The organism is Methylobacterium indicum, from assembly GCF_001043895.1.
Classification (GTDB): Bacteria; Pseudomonadota; Alphaproteobacteria; order Rhizobiales; family Beijerinckiaceae; genus Methylobacterium; species Methylobacterium indicum.
This window is the reverse complement of sequence record NZ_JTHF01000138.1, coordinates 24,999-41,294: the sequence shown is the minus strand read 5'-3', so window position 1 is coordinate 41,294 and position 16,296 is coordinate 24,999. Positions and strand designations below refer to the sequence as shown.

Annotated in this window: 15 protein-coding genes; 5 read left to right on the top strand and 10 right to left on the bottom strand. The window is 71.7% G+C overall.

The annotated features are described in order from the left end of the window. The first annotated feature begins 233 nt into the window (after positions 1 to 233). From QR78_RS16970 to QR78_RS16960, 3 genes are all read left to right on the top strand, one after another. Entirely contained in the window at positions 234 to 1,742 is a 1,509-nt protein-coding gene (locus QR78_RS16970; RefSeq protein WP_048428730.1) for a leucyl aminopeptidase, read from the top strand. Then, on the top strand, positions 1,739 to 2,479 hold the full coding sequence (locus QR78_RS16965; protein ID WP_048428729.1) for a hypothetical protein: 741 nt from the start codon (positions 1,739 to 1,741) through the stop codon (positions 2,477 to 2,479). Before QR78_RS16970 ends, QR78_RS16965 begins: the two co-directional genes overlap by 4 nt. An 80-nt stretch (positions 2,480 to 2,559) precedes the next feature. Beyond that, complete coding sequence (locus QR78_RS16960) at positions 2,560 to 4,254, top strand: AMP-binding protein (RefSeq protein ID WP_048428758.1); 1,695 nt, start codon at positions 2,560 to 2,562, stop codon at positions 4,252 to 4,254. 53 nt (positions 4,255 to 4,307) lie between these two features. On the opposite strand, the gene soxZ is transcribed toward QR78_RS16960, so the two are convergent. From soxZ to QR78_RS16925, 7 genes are read right to left on the bottom strand one after another with little or no spacing between them, the layout of a single operon-like run. Further along, positions 4,308 to 4,628, bottom strand: coding sequence for a thiosulfate oxidation carrier complex protein SoxZ (gene soxZ, locus QR78_RS16955; protein WP_048428728.1), 321 nt, complete (start codon positions 4,626 to 4,628; stop codon positions 4,308 to 4,310). A gap of 2 nt (positions 4,629 to 4,630) precedes the next feature. Then, positions 4,631 to 5,101: a SoxY-related AACIE arm protein gene (locus QR78_RS16950; RefSeq protein WP_048428727.1), complete on the bottom strand. Its 471-nt coding sequence runs from the start codon at positions 5,099 to 5,101 to the stop codon at positions 4,631 to 4,633. Continuing rightward, complete coding sequence (gene soxX / locus QR78_RS16945; RefSeq protein ID WP_244276334.1) at positions 5,098 to 5,511, bottom strand: sulfur oxidation c-type cytochrome SoxX; 414 nt, start codon at positions 5,509 to 5,511, stop codon at positions 5,098 to 5,100. The genes QR78_RS16950 and soxX overlap by 4 nt, the downstream gene beginning before the upstream one ends. 14 nt (positions 5,512 to 5,525) lie before the next feature. Then, entirely contained in the window at positions 5,526 to 6,797 is a 1,272-nt protein-coding gene (locus QR78_RS16940; RefSeq protein WP_082171631.1) for an NAD(P)/FAD-dependent oxidoreductase, read from the bottom strand. Beyond that, positions 6,794 to 7,060: a c-type cytochrome gene (locus tag QR78_RS16935; protein WP_048428725.1), complete on the bottom strand. Its 267-nt coding sequence runs from the start codon at positions 7,058 to 7,060 to the stop codon at positions 6,794 to 6,796. The genes QR78_RS16940 and QR78_RS16935 overlap by 4 nt, the downstream gene beginning before the upstream one ends. Then, positions 7,057 to 9,240 (bottom strand): xanthine dehydrogenase family protein molybdopterin-binding subunit, encoded by a 2,184-nt coding sequence (locus tag QR78_RS16930; protein WP_048428724.1) that lies wholly within the window; start codon positions 9,238 to 9,240, stop codon positions 7,057 to 7,059. Before QR78_RS16930 ends, QR78_RS16935 begins: the two co-directional genes overlap by 4 nt. Before the next feature lie 11 nt (positions 9,241 to 9,251). Further along, positions 9,252 to 9,719 carry a (2Fe-2S)-binding protein gene (locus QR78_RS16925; RefSeq protein ID WP_048428723.1) on the bottom strand — a complete coding sequence of 156 codons (468 nt, stop codon included), beginning with the start codon at positions 9,717 to 9,719 and terminating at the stop codon, positions 9,252 to 9,254. A gap of 229 nt (positions 9,720 to 9,948) precedes the next feature. Between QR78_RS16925 and QR78_RS16920 the strand changes: the two genes are divergently transcribed. Continuing rightward, positions 9,949 to 10,536, top strand: a complete 588-nt coding sequence (locus QR78_RS16920; RefSeq protein WP_048428722.1) for a Uma2 family endonuclease — start codon at positions 9,949 to 9,951, stop codon at positions 10,534 to 10,536. Between the two features lie 6 nt (positions 10,537 to 10,542). Here QR78_RS16920 and QR78_RS16915 read toward each other — a convergent pair whose 3' ends face one another. Both QR78_RS16915 and scpA read right to left on the bottom strand, forming a co-directional pair. Continuing rightward, positions 10,543 to 12,420, bottom strand: a complete 1,878-nt coding sequence (locus tag QR78_RS16915) for a M23 family metallopeptidase (protein ID WP_048428721.1) — start codon at positions 12,418 to 12,420, stop codon at positions 10,543 to 10,545. 202 nt (positions 12,421 to 12,622) lie between these two features. Further along, a complete protein-coding gene (scpA, locus tag QR78_RS16910; RefSeq protein WP_048428720.1) occupies positions 12,623 to 14,785 on the bottom strand; it encodes a methylmalonyl-CoA mutase in 2,163 nt (720 codons plus the stop codon). Between the two features lie 505 nt (positions 14,786 to 15,290). Here scpA and QR78_RS16900 point away from each other — a divergent pair. Continuing rightward, positions 15,291 to 15,581, top strand: coding sequence for a GIY-YIG nuclease family protein (locus tag QR78_RS16900; RefSeq protein WP_048428718.1), 291 nt, complete (start codon positions 15,291 to 15,293; stop codon positions 15,579 to 15,581). Between the two features lie 266 nt (positions 15,582 to 15,847). On the opposite strand, the gene QR78_RS16895 is transcribed toward QR78_RS16900, so the two are convergent. Next, a complete protein-coding gene (locus QR78_RS16895; RefSeq protein ID WP_048428717.1) occupies positions 15,848 to 16,186 on the bottom strand; it encodes a hypothetical protein in 339 nt (112 codons plus the stop codon). Between the last annotated feature and the right edge of the window lie 110 nt (positions 16,187 to 16,296).

The following is a 16,296-nucleotide window of genomic DNA, read 5'->3' as shown; positions in this document are numbered from 1 at the left end:
CGGCCGGCTGCGGTCGGGCCCCCTCCCGCGTCGATGCTGGTTAGGCGCCGCCCGCCGGCCGCACAAGCACCGGCTGCCCTGAAGCGCCCGAAGTGCGGCCTTTTGCGGGCGGGCGCGGTCGGCCCGCCACACCCGGCCGCGTTGCGCTGGCGGGCGTCCCCCCGCTACACAGGGGACCGGCACGGCGCCCTTCGAGAGGCGCGCGATCCAGAAGACGGGACGAAAGCAACGCCATGGCGGACGGCATCAGCATCGAGATCGAATCCCTCGCGACGGCCAAGCCCGGCGGGGCCGGCGGCGACCTCGTGCTGTTCGTGGGCGAAGACCTCGCCCTGTCGCCGCGGGCGGCCGAGATCGCCGGTCCCGGCGCCGCCGACCTGGTGGCGCGGGCCGCCGCGGTCGAGCGCTTCAAGGGCAAGGCATCGAGCGCCCTCGTGATCACCGCCCCGGCCGGCCTGTCGGCCGAGCGCCTGGTGGTGGTCGGCACCGGCGCCGACGAGGCGCCGGCCCGCGACTGGGCGACGCTCGGCGGCTTCACCGCCGGCAAGATCGGCAGCCGCCCGGCCTGCGTGGTGCTCGAATGGCCCGGCACCGCGCCGGGCTCGGACGAGGTCGCGGCGTTCTCGCTCGGCGCGCGCCTGCGCGCCTACAAGTTCGACCGCTACAAGAGCAAGAAGACGCCCGAGGGCGAGGAGGCGAGCGGGGCAGGGCGCCTGACCCTGCTGGTGCCGGAGAATGCGGGTCTCAAGAAGGCGTTGCGCGGGGCCGAAGGGGTGGCCGAGGGCGTGATCCTCGCCCGCGAGCTCGTGAACGAGCCGCCGAACGTCCTCGATCCGGAAGAGTTCGCCCGCCGCACCGAGGCGCTGGAGAAGCTCGGCGTCGAGATCGAGATCCTCGACGAGAAGGACATGAAGAAGCTCGGCATGCGGGCCCTGCTCGCGGTCGCGCAGGGCTCGACCAAGGAGGCCCGGGTCGTCATCATGCGCTGGAACGGGGCTGAGGATTCCTCCGAGGCGCCGGTGGCCTTCATCGGCAAGGGCGTCACCTTCGATTCCGGCGGCATCTCCATCAAGGGGAGCGGCGGCATGGAGGACATGAAGGGCGACATGGCGGGCGCCGCCTGCGTGGTCGGCCTGATGCACGCGCTCGCCAGCCGCAAGGCCAAGGTGAACGCGCTCGGCGCCATCGGCCTCGTCGAGAACATGCCCGACGGCAAGGCCCAGCGCCCGGGCGACATCGTCACCTCGATGTCGGGCCAGACGATCGAGATCATCAACACCGACGCGGAAGGCCGCCTGGTGCTGGCCGACGTGCTCTGGCACGTCCAGCAGACCTACAAGCCCCGCTTCATGATCGATCTCGCGACCCTGACCGGCGCGATCCTGGTGGCGCTCGGCCAGGAATTCGCCGGCATGTTCTCGAACAACGACGAACTGGCCCAGCGCCTCTCGGCGGCCGGCGAGGCCACCGGCGAGAAGGTCTGGCGGATGCCGCTGGCCCCGGGCTTCGACAAGCTGATCGAGTCGAAGTTCGCCGACATGAAGAACACCGGCGGCCGCCACGGCGGCTCGGCCACGGCGGCGCAGTTCCTCAAGCGCTACGTCAACGACGTGCCGTGGATCCACCTCGACATCGCCGGCGTCGGGATGGGCTCGCCGGCCTCCGAGATCAACCGCTCCTGGGGCTCGGGCTGGGGCGTGCGCCTGCTCGACCGGCTCGTGCGCGACCACTACGAGGCGTGAGCGCTGCCCCCGGCACCCTTTCGGGCGCCGCTCCCGCAGCCTCCGGTGCCGGGCGCCTCGTCGCGCTGGTGCCGCTGGCCGCCGCCCTGGCGGTGGTGGCGCTCGCCGCCGCCGCGGGGGTGACGCAAGGGCGCCTCGATGCGGCGGGGTTCGGCCAATGGGCCTACGGGTTCTTCGCCGACCGCTACCCGCTGTTCTTCGCCGCCATCGCGTACGGCGTGACGCGGGCGGCCCTCCTGCCGCTCGCCGCGCCGGGCTGGCGCGGCGGGCTCGGTGCGGTGCTGGGGATTGCCCTCGTCCTCGCCCTGTCGCTGCACCCGACCTATGGCGGGCTGGTGCTGCGGGCCGGCTTCTCGGTCGGCGGCGTCGCCTTCCTGTCGGGCCAGACGATGATCGTGGCCCATCTCCTCGGAGCCCTGATCGCCGCCATCGTGCTCGGCAGCGCCCTGGCGGTCGCGGCGCTCGTCGCCCGCGGCCTGCCGCGCCGCGGCGACCGGCTGCGCGCCCTCGGCCGGGGGGCCTCGCGCGTCCTCGCCCTCGCTTGGGCCATGTGGCTGCTGGCCGCGGCCCGGGATCTCGGCCTCTCGGGCTTCCCGCGCGTGCCGCTCGGCAGTCAGGCGCCGCTGGCGCTCGGGCTCGTTCTGGCGGCGTTCCTGCCCCACGCCGCCCTGGGCGTGGTCGCCCCGGGCCCGGCCGCCACCCGGCGCTCGGTTGAAACCGCCCCGGGGAGACGGTAACCGGAAGGGAAGCGGGAGCCATCCGATACGGCATCCGGCATCGGGGAGGGGTTGAGTTCATGGGCAAGGGGCCGAGCGCGATGGAACCGAACACCCCGCCGCGGCCCTGGCTCGCCGCCTATCCGGCCGGCGTTCCGGCGGAGATCGAGGCCGACAAGCTCGGCACCCTGGTCGAGCTGATCGAGACCAGCGCGCGGCGCTTCGCCGACCGTCCTGCGGTCACGTGCTTCGGCGCCTCCCTGACCTACGCCGCCCTGCGGCGCGAAGGCGGGGCGGTGGCGGCCTGGCTGCAGGGCCAGGGCATCGGCAAGGGCGACCGGGTCGCCATCATGATGCCGAACGTGCCGGCCTTTCCGGTCGCCCTCGTCGGCGCGCTGCTCGCCGGCGCCACGGTCGTCAACGTCAATCCGCTCTACACCCCGCGCGAGCTGACTCACCAGCTGCGCGATGCCGGCGCGCGGGTGCTCTTCGTGCTGGAGAATTTCTGCCACACCGTCGCCGAGGCGCTCCCTGATCTGCCGGGCCTGGAGCGGGTGGTGGTGGCGGGCGCCGGCGACGGGCTCGGCCTGAAGGGCTCGCTCGTCACGCTGGTGGCGCGGCACGTCAAGAAGGCGGTGCCGCCCTTCGCCCTGCCGGCCGCACGCCGCACGGATTTCAAGGCGGTGCTCGCCACTGGCCGCAAGGCGACCTTCCGGCCGGTCGCGGTCGGGCCCGACGACCTCGCCTTCCTGCAATATACCGGCGGCACGACCGGCGTGTCGAAGGGAGCGATGCTCACGCACCGCAACGTCGCCGCCAATGTCGAGCAGAGCCGGGTATGGTTCGGCATGCGCGACGACGAGGGCCCGGGCCGGGTCATGGTCACGGCCCTGCCGCTCTACCACATCTTCGCGCTGACCTGCTGCTGCTTCTTCATGATGCGGCTCGGCGCCTGCTGCCTGCTGGTCCCGAACCCGCGCGACATTCCGGGTTTCGTGGCGCTTCTGCGCAAGAGCCGCTTCACCAACCTGTCGGGCGTCAACACGCTGTTCAACGCGCTGCTGAACCACCCCGACATCGACAAGGTCGACTGGTCGCGGCTCGAATATTCGATCGCGGGCGGCATGGCGATGCAGGCCCCGGTGGCCCGGCGCTGGAAGACGACGACCGGCAAGCCGGTGATCGAGGGCTACGGCCTCTCCGAGACCTCGCCGGTTGTCTCGATCAACCCGCCGGCCCTGCACGACTGGTCGGGCACGATCGGCTACCCGGTGCCCTCGACGGAGGTCTGCATCCGCGACGCCGCCGGCACCACGCTGCCGGTCGGACAGCCCGGCGAGCTCTGCGTGCGCGGGCCGCAGGTGATGGCGGGCTACTGGGGCCGGCCCGACGAGACCGCCCGGGCGATGACCCCGGACGGGTTCTTCCGCACCGGCGACGTCGCCCTGATCGAGCCCGACGGGCAGGTCCGCATCGTCGACCGGATGAAGGACATGATCCTGGTCTCCGGGTTCAACGTCTATCCGAACGAGGTCGAGGACGTGCTCGCCGCCCATCCGGGGGTGGTCGAGGTGGCGGTCGTGGGCGAGCCCTCGGCCGAGACCGGCGAGAGCGTCGTCGCCCACGTGGTGCGCCGCGATCCCGACCTGACGGCGGAGGCCCTGCGCCTCTACGCCCGGGAGAGCCTGACCGCCTACAAGGTGCCCCGCCGCTACGTCTTCCGCGACAGCCTGCCGAAGACCAATGTCGGCAAGGTGCTGCGGCGCGCGCTGCGGGACGGCGAGGCGGTGGGGTAGCGGGCACCCCGAACCCTCCCCCGCCGAGGGGGAAGGGTTCGGCGTTGCGCCCTCTACGTCACCGTGATCGGCATCTCTTCCGTCTGCGAGAACCCGTTGTCGCCCGTCCAGGTGAAGCGCAGCGTGCCGGTCTTCGTCGCCACGGTGGTGAAGGTCAGGTACGGGTTGGCGGCGCTCGCCGACGAGAGATCGGCCCGAAACACCTCGTCGCCGTCATAGGCGCAGACGAACTCCGTGATGATGTTGCGCGGGATCAGGCGCCCGTCCGGGCCGGGGCGGTAGCCGGTCTCCATCGGGTGCGAGATCAGGGTCTTGATCTCGATCACCGCGCCGGCCTTGGCGGTCTTCGGCAGGTTGATGAGGGCGCGGGCCATCGTCACGATCCTTCCACGCAAGCCGCCAGCGTCACGATCGCGTCGGCGGTGGCCGACCAGTAGGTGCCGTCCCGCATCTCGGCGATGGCCGTGATGGTCTGGGAATCGGCCAGGCGTATCCGGGTGTTGATTGCGGCCCGGCCGGCGCGCGGCCCGAGATGCAGCGTGATCACGTGCGGCTGCGGGTTCTTGTCGTTGAACACCGCGATGCGGTGGACGAAATCCGTCTCGCTCATCGGGCTCTCGACGGTGATGGCGAGCGGCACGGTGTTGCCGTTCTCGACCAGGGGCGGCATGTCGAGGTGGATGCGCCCGGCCTGGATCGCGGCGCCGCCGGTGAAGCGGCGGATCGCCTCGACGGTCGCCTCGCGGGTCGGCCGGATGATCGCGGCGGCGCCCGGGCGCACCAGCGCCACGGTGAGCAGGCCGGCGCCCCCGGCGAGGATCGTGCGGCGGTGGAGCACGGCCGTCATGGCGTCGCGGGCCCTCCCTTCAGGGTGACGAGGTAGGCGATCACGTCCTCGATCTCGCCCGCCTCCAGCACCGGCCGGTCGCGCCACGCGGCCGCGACCCGGATGCCGTCGGTCCGGTAATAGGAGGGCATCAGGGTCGCGGGGTTCAAGACGCGCCCGTCGACGAGCCGCAGCCGCAGCTGGCCTTCTGAGAGGCGCGCCCCGACCTCCGCGAGGTCGGGCCCGAGGTCGCCGGCCGGCCCGGCGCCGCCGAGGCCCGTATGGCAGAGCGGGCACAGGCCCTTGCGGGTGTCGGTGGCGACGGCCCGGCCGCGCGCCGCGTCGCCGGTCTTTCCCTCGAGCGGATCGGAGATCGCGTCGCCGACGATCGTCGCGGGGGCGAGCGCGGTCTGGGTCAGGGCGAGGAGCACGGCCAGCCCCCGCCTCACCCGAACACCGCTGCGGTGATGGTGCGGTACCAGTCCTCGGCGTAGACCGCCTCCTGCCGGCGCACGGTCTCGGGCGCGTCGACCGGGCTGGTGCCCCCGGCGCCCTCGACGTCCGCCAGCACGCCGTTCGCCGGGTGGTAGACCCCGGCGACCGAGATGCCGTAGCCCGGCGCGACCAGGCTGTAGCAGGTGTTGATCAGCTTCGGCGCCTCCGGCGCCCGCCCGGCCAGGAGATCGATCACGGCCTCGGCGCAGACCTTCCCCTGCGCATTGGCCGCGAAGGCGGATTTCGGCATCGCGCCGGCGATGGCCGCGTCGCCGACGACGTGGATGCCCGGCACCAGCCGCGATTCGAAGGTGACGGGGTCGATCGGGCACCAGCCCGAACGGTCGGCGACGCCGGCCGCGCTCGCGATGGGGGCCGCCCGCTGGGGCGGGATGATGCAGGCGAGATCGGCCTTGTAGGTCTCGAAGTCGGTCGCGACCGTCATCGCCGTGGCATCGACGGACGTGACCTGTCCTCCGGCGGCGAGCGGCACGTAGTCCAGGATGCCGGGATAGAGCGCGGCCCAGGCCTGCTGAAACAGCTTCTGCTTGGAGAAGGTGTCCTTGGCGTCGAGCACGATCAGCTTGGCACGGGGTTTCCGGGTCTTGAGGTAATGCGCGATCAGGCTCGCCCGCTCGTAGGGGCCGGGCGGGCAGCGATAGGGGTTGCCCGGCACCGACAGGACCACCGTGCCGCCCTCCGGCAGCGCGGCGAGTTGTCGGGCCAGCAGCTCGGTCTGCGCGCCGGCCTTCCAGGCATGCGGCATCACCTCGGCGGCGGCCGCGTCGTATCCCGGGAGGGCGTCGAAGCGGAGCGCGATGCCGGGCGAGAGGATCAGCCGGTCGTAGTCGAGGGCCGTGCCGTCGGCGAGCCGCACCCGGCGCGCCGCCCCGTCGATCGCCTCGGCGCTGGTGCGGGCGAGCGTCACGCCGCTCGCCCGTAAGGCGTCGTAGCCGAAGGCCTGCGCGGACATCGGCCGCAGGCCCGCGATCACCTCGTTGCTGAACGGGCAGGCCCAGTAGGTCTCCGCCGGCTCGACCAGCGTGACGGCGAGGCCGGCCCGGTGCAGGACCCGCGCGGCGGTGGCGCCGCCGAACCCGCCGCCGACCACGACGACGCGCCCGCGCGCACCCTGCGCCAGGGCGGGACGGGGGAGGGCCGGACGGGGAAGGGCGGCGGCGGCGAGACCCGCCAGCACCGCGCGACGGCCGAGCCTCGTCACTGGCCGCCTCCCGCGATCCAGGCGGCGATCGCCTGGCTCTCGTCGTCGGAAAAACCCTTGGCGATGCGGTTCATCACCGTGGCCGGGCGGGCGCCCGACCGGAAGGCGGCGAGCGAGGCCGCGATGTCGTCGGCCGAATGGCCGGCGAGGCTCGGCACCGCACCGCCCGGAGCGCCGTGGCAGCCCGAGCAGGACGAGGCGCCCGGCGGCGAGGCCGCCGCCGGGGTGGTGGCGAGAAGGACGAGGAGGAGCGAGGCCCTCACGCGCGCTTCAGGTCCGTGTGGCGTGCCGGGATCTGACGCACCCGCTTAGCCGTGGCGGCGAAGACCGCGTTGAGCACGGCGGGCGCCGCCACCGCGATGGTCGGCTCGCCGACGCCGCCGATGAAGCCCCCGGACGGCATCAGGATCGCCTCGACCTTCGGCATCTCGTCGAGGCGCAGGACGGGATACGAATCGAAGTTGGTCTGCTCGATCCGCCCGTCCTTCACCGTGCACTCGCCGTAGAGCGCCGCCGACAGGCCGTACACGAAGGAGCCGGCGACCTGCGCCTCGATCTGCTGCGGGTTGATCGCGACGCCCGGATCGGTGGCGGCGACGATGCGGTGGACCTTGATCTTGCCGTCCTCGGCCACCGAGACCTCGGCGGCGGCCGCCACGTAGCTGCCGAAGCCCATGATCTGGGCAAGGCCCCGGTGCACGCCCGCCGCCGGCTTGGTGTCCCAGCCGATCCGCTCGGCCACCGCGTTCAGGACGGCCAGGTGCTTGGGGTGCTTCTCCATCAGCTTGCGCCGGAAGGCGAGGGGATCCTGTCCGGCTGCATGCGCCACCTCGTCGAGGAAGCATTCGAGGTAGATCGCGTTCGGGTTGGTGTTCACGCCGCGCCAGAAGCCCGGGATGATCGGCGGGTTGCGCATCGCGTGGTCGATGAGGAGGTTCGGGATCGTGTAGCCGATCGCGGCCTCCGCCCCGCCCGGGTTGAGCCCCTGGAACACCACCGGGTCCTTGCCGTCCGGCGCCAGCCGCCCCGGGATGATGCCGGCGAGGATCGACTGGCCGGAGATCCGCATGTGGAGGCCGGTGAGGTTGCCCGCTTCGTCGAGGGCCGCCTTCATCCGGCACTGGGTGACCGGGTGGTAGCGGCCGTGGGTCATGTCCTCCTCGCGGGTCCAGATCAGCTTGACCGGCGTTCCGGGGAGTTCCTTCGCGATCAGCACCGCCTGGCGCACCCAGTCGTGGGTGGCGCCGCGCCGGCCGAAGCCGCCGCCGAGATGGATCTTGGTGACGTCGCATTGCCGCGCCGAGAGGCCGGCGGCCTCCGCCGTCGCGGCGAGCGCCGCCTCGCCGTTCTGGGTCGGGGTCCAGACCTCGCAGCGTTCCGGCGTCCAACGCGCCGTGGCGTTCATCGGCTCCATCGTGGCGTGGTTCTGGAACGGATAGGCGTAGGTCGCCTCCACCACCTTGGCGGCGCCCTTGAGCGCGGCGCCCGCGTCGCCGGCCTTGTTGCCGACGAAGGCCTCCGGCGCGTCGAGCCCGTCCTTCAGCATCGCGGCGATCGTCTCGCTCGAGACCCCGGCGTTCGGACCCTCGTCCCAGACGATCTGGAGCGCCTCGACGGCGGTCTTGGCGCGCCAGAACGTGTCGGCCACCACCGCCACCGCGCTGTCGCCGACCCGCACCACCTTGCGCACGCCGGGCATTTTTTCGACCGCCGCGGCGTCGACGCTCTTCACCGTGCCGCCGACCACCGGGCAATCGCGGATCGCGGCATTGAGCATGCCGGGGAGCTTGAGATCGATGCCGTAGACCTGCGAGCCGTCGGTCTTCTCCAGCGTGTCGAGGCGCTTCACCGGGTGGCCGGCGATGGTCCAGTCCTTCGGGTCCTTGAGCGGCACCTCCTTCGGCACCTCCAACCGGCCCGCGGCGGCCGCGACCTTGCCGAAGGTGGTGGAGCGCCCGGACGCCGGATGGCTGATGACGCCGCGCTCGACCCGGCACTCGCCGGGCGGCACGTTCCAGTCTTGTGCGGCCGCGGCGACCAGCATGGTGCGGGCGGCCGCGCCACCCTGGCGCACCGCGACGTAGGATTCGCGGATGCCGCGGCTGCCGCCGGTCGAGAAATCGCCCCAGGCACGGTTGCGGGCGAGGTTCTGGCCCGGCGTCGGATACTCGGTGGTGACGCGGGCCCAGTCGCAGCCGAGCTCTTCCGCGACGAGCTGGGCGAGGCCGGTGAGCGTGCCCTGGCCCATCTCCGAGCGGGCGATGCGGATCACCACGGTCTCGTCCGGGCGCACCACCACCCAGGCGTTGACCTCGGGCGGCATCGTGGTGGCGGCGGCTTCGGCGCCGGGGAGGTCGAAGCCGAGCGCGAGGCCCCCGGCCGCGGCGGCGGAGCCGGCGAGGAAGAAGCGGCGGGACAGGGCGGGGGAGGCGGTGTCGGTCATCGGAGCCTCCTTTAGCCGCGGCCGGTCTCGCCGCCCTCGGCGGCGAGGGTGATGCCGGCGAGCACCCGGTTGTAGGTGCCGCACCGGCAGATGTTGGTGATCTCCTGGCGGATCTCGGCCTCGCTGGGTTTCGGGGTCTGCGCCAGCAGGGCGGCGGCCGCCATGATCATGCCGGACTGGCAGAAGCCGCATTGCGGCACGTCGAGCGCGGCCCAGGCCTTCTGCACCGGATGCGAGCGGTCGGGGCTCAGGCCCTCGATGGTGACGATCTTCTGGCCGGGCTCGACGCCCGAGACCGGCAGCGAGCAGGAGCGCACCGCCTGCCCGTCGATATGGACCGTGCAGGCACCGCATTGCGCGATGCCGCAGCCGTACTTGGTGCCGGTGAGGCCGACCTGCTCGCGGATCACCCAGAGCAGCGGCGTGTCGGGCTCGGCCTCGACCTCGCGCACGGCGCCGTTCACGGTCAGGCGTATCATGGGCGCTTCCGTTCGGTTGTCCGGCGCCGGGCGCCGTGGGGATGGGGCGGCCGCGTCGAGCGCCGCGTGGGGCGTTGTCTCGCACCTTTTAGCGATAACAACTTCGCGGCGGCCGGCTGTGTCTGTCAATTGACGGATGCGCGAGCGGGGCGCGGTCAACCGTGGATCGCGTGCCTTCGCGGGGCGGGCCTGATAGTGCGGCGGGATCGTTTCACGCCGCGAGCAGCGTTTGACCATCCCCGTCGCGCCCGACAGCCCGCTCCCCCGCCGCTTCACGGCCGGCGACCTACCGCTGATGCTGGAATCCGGGATCCTGCGCGAGGACGAGCGGATCGAACTCCTGGACGGCGAGTTGGTCGAGAGGGCGGCGAAGGGCTTCGCGCATGACGTCGTGAAGAACGCGCTGATGCGCCGTCTCGTCCCGGCGCTCCCGGACACGATCTATCTCGGCATCGAGAGCACGCTCCAGCTTCGGCCGACCCTGTTGCTGGAGCCGGATCTTCTGCTCGCGCCGGTGAGCGCCCGCAGCGCCTCGCCCGAGGGGTTCTGCACCATCCCGGGCTCCGAGATCCTGCTGGTGATCGAGGTGGCGGCCTCCAGCCCCGCCTACGATCGGGGCCGCAAGGCGGCGCTCTACGCGCGGCACGGGGTGCGGGAATACTGGGTGATCGACGCGCAGGAGCGGACGGCGAGCGTCCATCGCGAACCGGCGTCAGGGGGCTACCGGGACGTGGCGGAACTGCCCCGGGATGCGATCCTGCGGCCGCGGGCGGACGGGCTCGCGGCGCTCAGCGTCGCGCTCGCGGCACTCGACTGACGCGCCTCACGTCCGCTCCGCCACCGTCTTGCCGCCGTGCTTCTGGCGCAGGGCGTCGATCTGCTCCTCGGCCTGGCGGAAGGCGGCGAGGCTCGGGCCGGTCAGCTCCCGGGCGCTCGGCAGGCGGATCTTCATCGGGTCGACGAAGCGGCCGTTGATCGCGACCTCGTAGTGGACGTGCGGGCCGGTCGAGAGGCCGGTGGTGCCGACCGCGCCGATGACCTGGCCGAGGCGCACCCGGGCGCCCGGCGCGATGCCGCGGGCGATCCGGGCCATGTGGTTGTAGGCGGTGGTGTAGCCGTTGGCGTGCTGGATCTCGACCCGGTTGCCGTAGCCGGAGCGGGCGCCGGCCGACACGATGGTGCCGTCGCCGGTCGCCATGATCGGGGTGCCGCGGGTCGCCGCCCAGTCGACGCCGTTATGCGGCCGGGCATAGCCGAGGATCGGGTGCAGGCGCATGCCGAAGGGCGACGAGATCCGCCCCTCGGCCACCGGACGGCGCATCAGGAATTTCTGGCTCGAGCGGCCGTTCGGGTCGAGGTAGTCGACCTCGGACGTGCCGGGCACCCGGTAGCGGTAGAGGCCGTAGATCTCGTCGTGGACGCGAAGGCCGACATAGAGCAGTTCGGGCCGGGCATCCTCGTCCTCGGTGAAGAACAGCTCGGCCCTGTCGCCCGCATTGGTGCGCTGCTGGAGGTCGGTGGAGGTGGCGAGCGCCATGACCATCTCCTCAATGATCGGGCGCGGCACGCCGTTCTTGAGCGCGGTACCGTAGAGGCTCTCGTAGAGGGTGACGCCGGATTCGTCGTCGTCCTGCGCGGTATTGCCCGGGCGGGGCGGGGCCACCGAGACGAAGGCGCCGCGGTCGTTGGCCGCCACGATCTCCTGGATGCCGTCCTCGCCGTAGAGCGTGACCCGGGCGATGCCGCGATGCGCCGGCCCGTCGCCGGGTCTGTCCTCGCCCTTGTTCTCGGGGGCGATGAGGAGGCGGACGTGCTGGCCTTCGGACAGGTCGGTCCGGGCGCGCTCGCTCAGGGTCGCCATCAGGGCGGCGAGCTGCGCCGGCCCGGCGCCGTTGCGCTTGAGCAGGTCGGCGAGGCTCTGGTCCTTGGCGAGCACGAGGTCGCGCTCCTCGAACAGGCGCGGCCCGGCCTCTTCCCCGGCGGTCGCCGTCTCGGCGATCTCGGTCAGGTTCTCGGGCAGGATCCGCACCTCGATGTTGCGGAACCGCGCCTCCGGCCCGGCCTCGTCGGGGACGGCCGCCGGGCGCAGCGCCCGGGAGAGCAGGCCCTCCGCCGGGAAGGCCGGCAATGCGCCTCCGGCGAGGGTCTGGGTCTCGGCCACCATCGCGTCGACCTCCGCCTCCGAGAGGGCCGGCGCGTCACCCTCGATCGGCGCTTCGGCGAGCGGGCTGCGCATCAGGGTCACGGCGGTCTCGGCCGGGTCGGAATCCCCCTCCTGGGCCGGCGGCGCCTCGATGCGGGCGCTGCGCAGGGGATCGAAGGGCGGCACCGCGACGTCGGGGGCGCGCAGCGGCAGCTCGGTGGCGATCTGGACGTAGGAATGGACCCGGATCACCTCGCGCTCGCCGGCGCGCTCGCTCATCGGTGCCTTGAAGGCGGTCTTGGCCGCCACGATCATCTCGTCGCGCACCAGCCGGTCGCCCTTGTGGGCGACGTCGCCCGTCCCGCCGTCGCCATGGGGCGGCAGCGCCCGCTCCGGCGGCACAGGCACGATGCCGTCGACGGTGGCGAGCGAGAGCGCGAGGCCGATCAGGCCGGCGCCGGCGACGCCGGTGAGCAGGCTGCCGGCGAGCCAGCGCAGGTTCAGCGCCTGCCGGGGCGCGGAGGCGGGACCGGGAAGGGAGGGAGCGTCGGCGAACACGGAGGACGAATCGGGCCTTGGCGGGTGGGACCCGCCCTTGGCGCCGAAACCGTGACCGTTTTGAGACCCGGCCGTTCGCCGGGACATTGCTCGTTTAAGACCCGGCTGTCAGCCGGGACATCGCCTGTCTGGGACCCGGCCGTCCGCCGGGACGTGGCTCGTTTAAGACCCGGCCGTTCGCCGGGTCACGGCTTGCGCGCGGCTACTCGGCGGCCGCGCGCGGGGCGTAGCCGAGGCGGCCGTTCAGCTCGGCGATGAGCTCCGCCGCCGCTTCCGCGATGACGGTGCCGGGCGGGAAGATCGCCGAGGCGCCGGCCTGGCGGAGCGCCGCGAAGTCGCCCGGCGGGATCACGCCGCCGACGACGATCATCACGTCGGGCCGGCCGGCCTCGTCGAGCGCCCGCTTGAGTTCCGGCACGAGCGTCAGGTGGCCGGCGGCGAGCGACGAGACGCCGACGATGTGGACGTCGTTCTCCACCGCCTGGCGCGCGGCTTCCTCGGGAGTGGCGAAGAGCGGCCCGATATCGACGTCGAAGCCGAGATCCGCGAAGGCGGACGCGATGACCTTCTGGCCGCGGTCGTGCCCGTCCTGGCCCATCTTGGCGACGAGGATGCGGGGACGGCGCCCGTCCGATTCCTCGAAGGCCTCGACCAGCCCGCGCACCCGCTCGACCGCCGCCGACATGCCGCCCATCTCCCGCTTGTAGACGCCCGAGATCGCCCGGATCTCGGCCCGGTGCCGGCCCCAGGCCCGCTCCAGGGCCTCCGAGATCTCGCCGACCGTGGCCTTCGCCCGCGCCGCCTCGACGGCGAGCGCCAGAAGGTTGCCGCTGCCCTTGGCGGCTTCCGTCAGCGCCGCGAGCCGCGCCTCCACCGCCTGCGCGTCGCGCTCCCCGCGCAGGCGCTTGAGCTTGTCGATCTGGAGCGTGCGGACGTTGCCGTTGTCGACCCGCAGGAGGTCGATCGCCCGGTCGCCGTCGGGCTTGTAGCGGTTGACGCCGACGATGACCTGCTGGCCCGAATCGATCCGGGCCTGGGTGCGGGCCGCCGCTTCCTCGATGCGCAGCTTCGGGATGCCGGCCTCGATCGCCTTCGCCATGCCCCCGAGCGCCTCGACCTCGCGGATATGGGCGGAGGCCCGCGCGACGAGGTCCTGGGTCAGCCGCTCGACGTAGTAGGAACCGCCCCACGGATCGATGATCCGGGTCGTGCCGCTCTCCTGCTGCAGGAAGAGCTGGGTGTTGCGGGCGATGCGGGCCGAGAAGTCGGTGGGGAGCGCCAGCGCCTCGTCGAGCGCGTTGGTGTGCAGCGACTGGGTGCCCCCTTGCGTCGCCGCCATCGCCTCGACGCAGGTGCGGGTGACGTTGTTGAACACGTCCTGCGCCGTCAGCGACCATCCGCTCGTCTGCGAGTGGGTGCGGAGCGCCAGCGACTTGTCGGATTTCGGAGAAAAATCCTTGACCATGGAGGCCCAGAGCAGGCGCGCCGCCCGCATCTTGGCCACCTCCATGAAGAAGTTCATCCCGATCGCCCAGAAGAACGACAGGCGCGGGGCGAACTTGTCGATGTCGAGCCCCGCCGCCAGGCCGGCGCGGATGTACTCGACGCCGTCGGCCAGCGTGTAGGCGAGCTCGAGGTCCTGCGTCGCCCCGGCCTCCTGCATGTGGTAGCCGGAGATCGAGATCGAGTTGAACTTCGGCATGTTGGCCGAGGTGTAGGCGAAGATGTCCGAGATGATCCGCATCGACCCGGCCGGCGGGTAGATGTAGGTGTTGCGGACCATGAACTCCTTGAGGATGTCGTTCTGGATCGTGCCGGCGAGCTTTGCCGGCGGCACGCCCTGCTCCTCGGCCGCGACGATGTAGAGGGCCAGCACCGGCAGCACCGCGCCGTTCATCGTCATCGACACGGTCATCTCGTCGAGGGGAATCCCCGAGAAGAGCGTCCGCATGTCGTAGATCGAATCGATCGCGACGCCCGCCATGCCGACATCTCCCGAGACCCGCGGGTGGTCGGAATCGTAGCCGCGATGGGTCGCGAGGTCGAAGGCGACCGACAGGCCCTTCTGCCCGGCCGCGAGGTTGCGGCGGTAGAAGGCGTTCGAATCCTCGGCCGTGGAGAAGCCGGCATATTGCCGGATCGTCCAGGGCTGGCTCGCATACATGGTCGGGTAGGGGCCGCGCAGGAACGGCGCGACGCCCGGATAGGAGCCGGCGAGGTTCAGGCCCTCCCGGTCCTGCGGACCGTAAGCTCCCTTCACCGGGATGCCCTCGGGGGTCATCCACGGCTCGGCGGCCGACGCGGCGGCGCTGGCCGCCGCGGACGGCGCGAAGGCGATTTCCGAGAAATCCGGGATGCGGGTCATCGGCCTGCGGCTCTCGTTGCTGGCGTTCCTTGTCGCCAACTTATAGGGGCCGGCGCTGCGGCGGCCAATGGGTGGAAGGTCGGAGGCGCGGCGCGGTCGGCGCGTCTCGAGGGCGGTCTTGGCGGCCCGTCGCGCCGATCACCGCGAAAGCCGTCGTCAGTTCGGCGACGGGCGTGAGGAACGGGAGCCGGGTGGTTTCGGTGGGGCTCATGACGGTTCCGTCGGGGGACCGGATCGACTCACGCAGTGCGTGGCTGGTGTGGTCCCCGGACGACATCACACTCGCAACGTCACCGTGGGGCGCGTCTTGGGTGTTTCCGGGATCCATCATCGCCAACGGTTCGGAACGAAGCGACCTGTGTTCCGCCCAGTCCAGCATTGTCAGCGGTTATGGATCCCGGGTTCCGCTTCGCGGCCCCGGGATGACGTAGAGGGATGTCACTGTCAGTGTCGATCATGTACGATCCTGCCGAATCCCGGATCGTCGCGCAGAGAGGCCGATGGGATGGCGTCTTTCGTGTACATGATGGCCAGCCGGCCTCACGGGACCCTGTATATCGGTGTCACGAACAACCTTGCCCGACGGGTCTTCGAGCACCAGACGAAGGTTTTAGGCGGTTTCACGGCACGATACGATGTTGCGCGGTTGGTCTGGTACGAGACCTACGAGAGCATCAACGAGGCGATCGCACGCGAGAAGGACTTGAAGCGGTGGCGTCGGGACTGGAAGCTCAAGCTGGTCGAGGATTTCAATCCAGGCTGGAGCGATCTGTATTCGACGCTGGCCGGCTTTTGAGATCGATCGGGTGCCATGACAGACGAGCCACGACCTGTCTCACGCCCTCCGCGTCATCCTGGGGCTCGCGCAGCGAGAACCCGGGATCCATAACCGCCAACATATCCAAACGAGGCGAACAGGGTTCCGCTTCACCCAGTATCGGTAGCGATTATGGATCCCGGGTTCCGCTTCGCGGCCCCAGGATGACGCGCAGGATGTCAGACCGTTGGTCCATCAACGGAAAATCGACGCGGAAAGCGCCGCATTGCGTGTCTCAGGGGCCTTCACTCACTCCCTGCCATCGTCCCGCGGGCCCTCGCCCGCGCCCAGTCCCGGCGGCGCTGGTCGGCCTTCGCGTCGGCGGATTCCCGCTCCGCCGGGACGGTGGCGTAGAAGTCCGCCACCGCCGCGCCGCCATGGATGCGCTGGCCGCGGCCGGCCTCGTGCCGCAGCCGCCAGCAGCCGAGTCCCTCGCGCTCGCCGTCGCTGCGGGCGCGGCTGCAGGCCTCCGCCCGGTTCTGGCGGGGCGAGGCCTCGGCGGCGTTCGCGAGGGTGGCGAGCGCGAGGGTGATGGCGGCGACGGAGGCGAGACGGCGAGGCGACAGCGACGGCTTGCGGAGCATTCCGGACCTTTCGTATGGGGGAGGCCTCAAGCCTAGAGACCCCGCCCCATGCCTGCAACCTTGCCGGGTCCTTCGGCCGCAGCGCCACCTGCTCGTGCCGAAGCGCCACT

Excerpts from the sequence above, each read along its gene's own strand:
- QR78_RS16895 (WP_048428717.1), bottom strand. The coding sequence starts at position 16,186 with ATGCTCCGCAAGCCGTCGCTGTCGCCTCGCCGTCTCGCCTCCGTCGCC.
- QR78_RS16950 (WP_048428727.1), bottom strand. The coding sequence starts at position 5,101 with ATGACGGCCGTGCTCCACCGCCGCACGATCCTCGCCGGGGGCGCCGGC.
- QR78_RS16960 (WP_048428758.1), top strand. The coding sequence starts at position 2,560 with ATGGAACCGAACACCCCGCCGCGGCCCTGGCTCGCCGCCTATCCGGCC.
- QR78_RS16925 (WP_048428723.1), bottom strand. The coding sequence starts at position 9,719 with ATGATACGCCTGACCGTGAACGGCGCCGTGCGCGAGGTCGAGGCCGAG.
- scpA (WP_048428720.1), bottom strand. The coding sequence starts at position 14,785 with ATGACCCGCATCCCGGATTTCTCGGAAATCGCCTTCGCGCCGTCCGCG.
- QR78_RS16900 (WP_048428718.1), top strand. The coding sequence starts at position 15,291 with ATGGCGTCTTTCGTGTACATGATGGCCAGCCGGCCTCACGGGACCCTG.
- soxZ (WP_048428728.1), bottom strand. The coding sequence starts at position 4,628 with ATGGCCCGCGCCCTCATCAACCTGCCGAAGACCGCCAAGGCCGGCGCG.
- QR78_RS16930 (WP_048428724.1), bottom strand. The coding sequence starts at position 9,240 with ATGACCGACACCGCCTCCCCCGCCCTGTCCCGCCGCTTCTTCCTCGCC.
- QR78_RS16970 (WP_048428730.1), top strand. The coding sequence starts at position 234 with ATGGCGGACGGCATCAGCATCGAGATCGAATCCCTCGCGACGGCCAAG.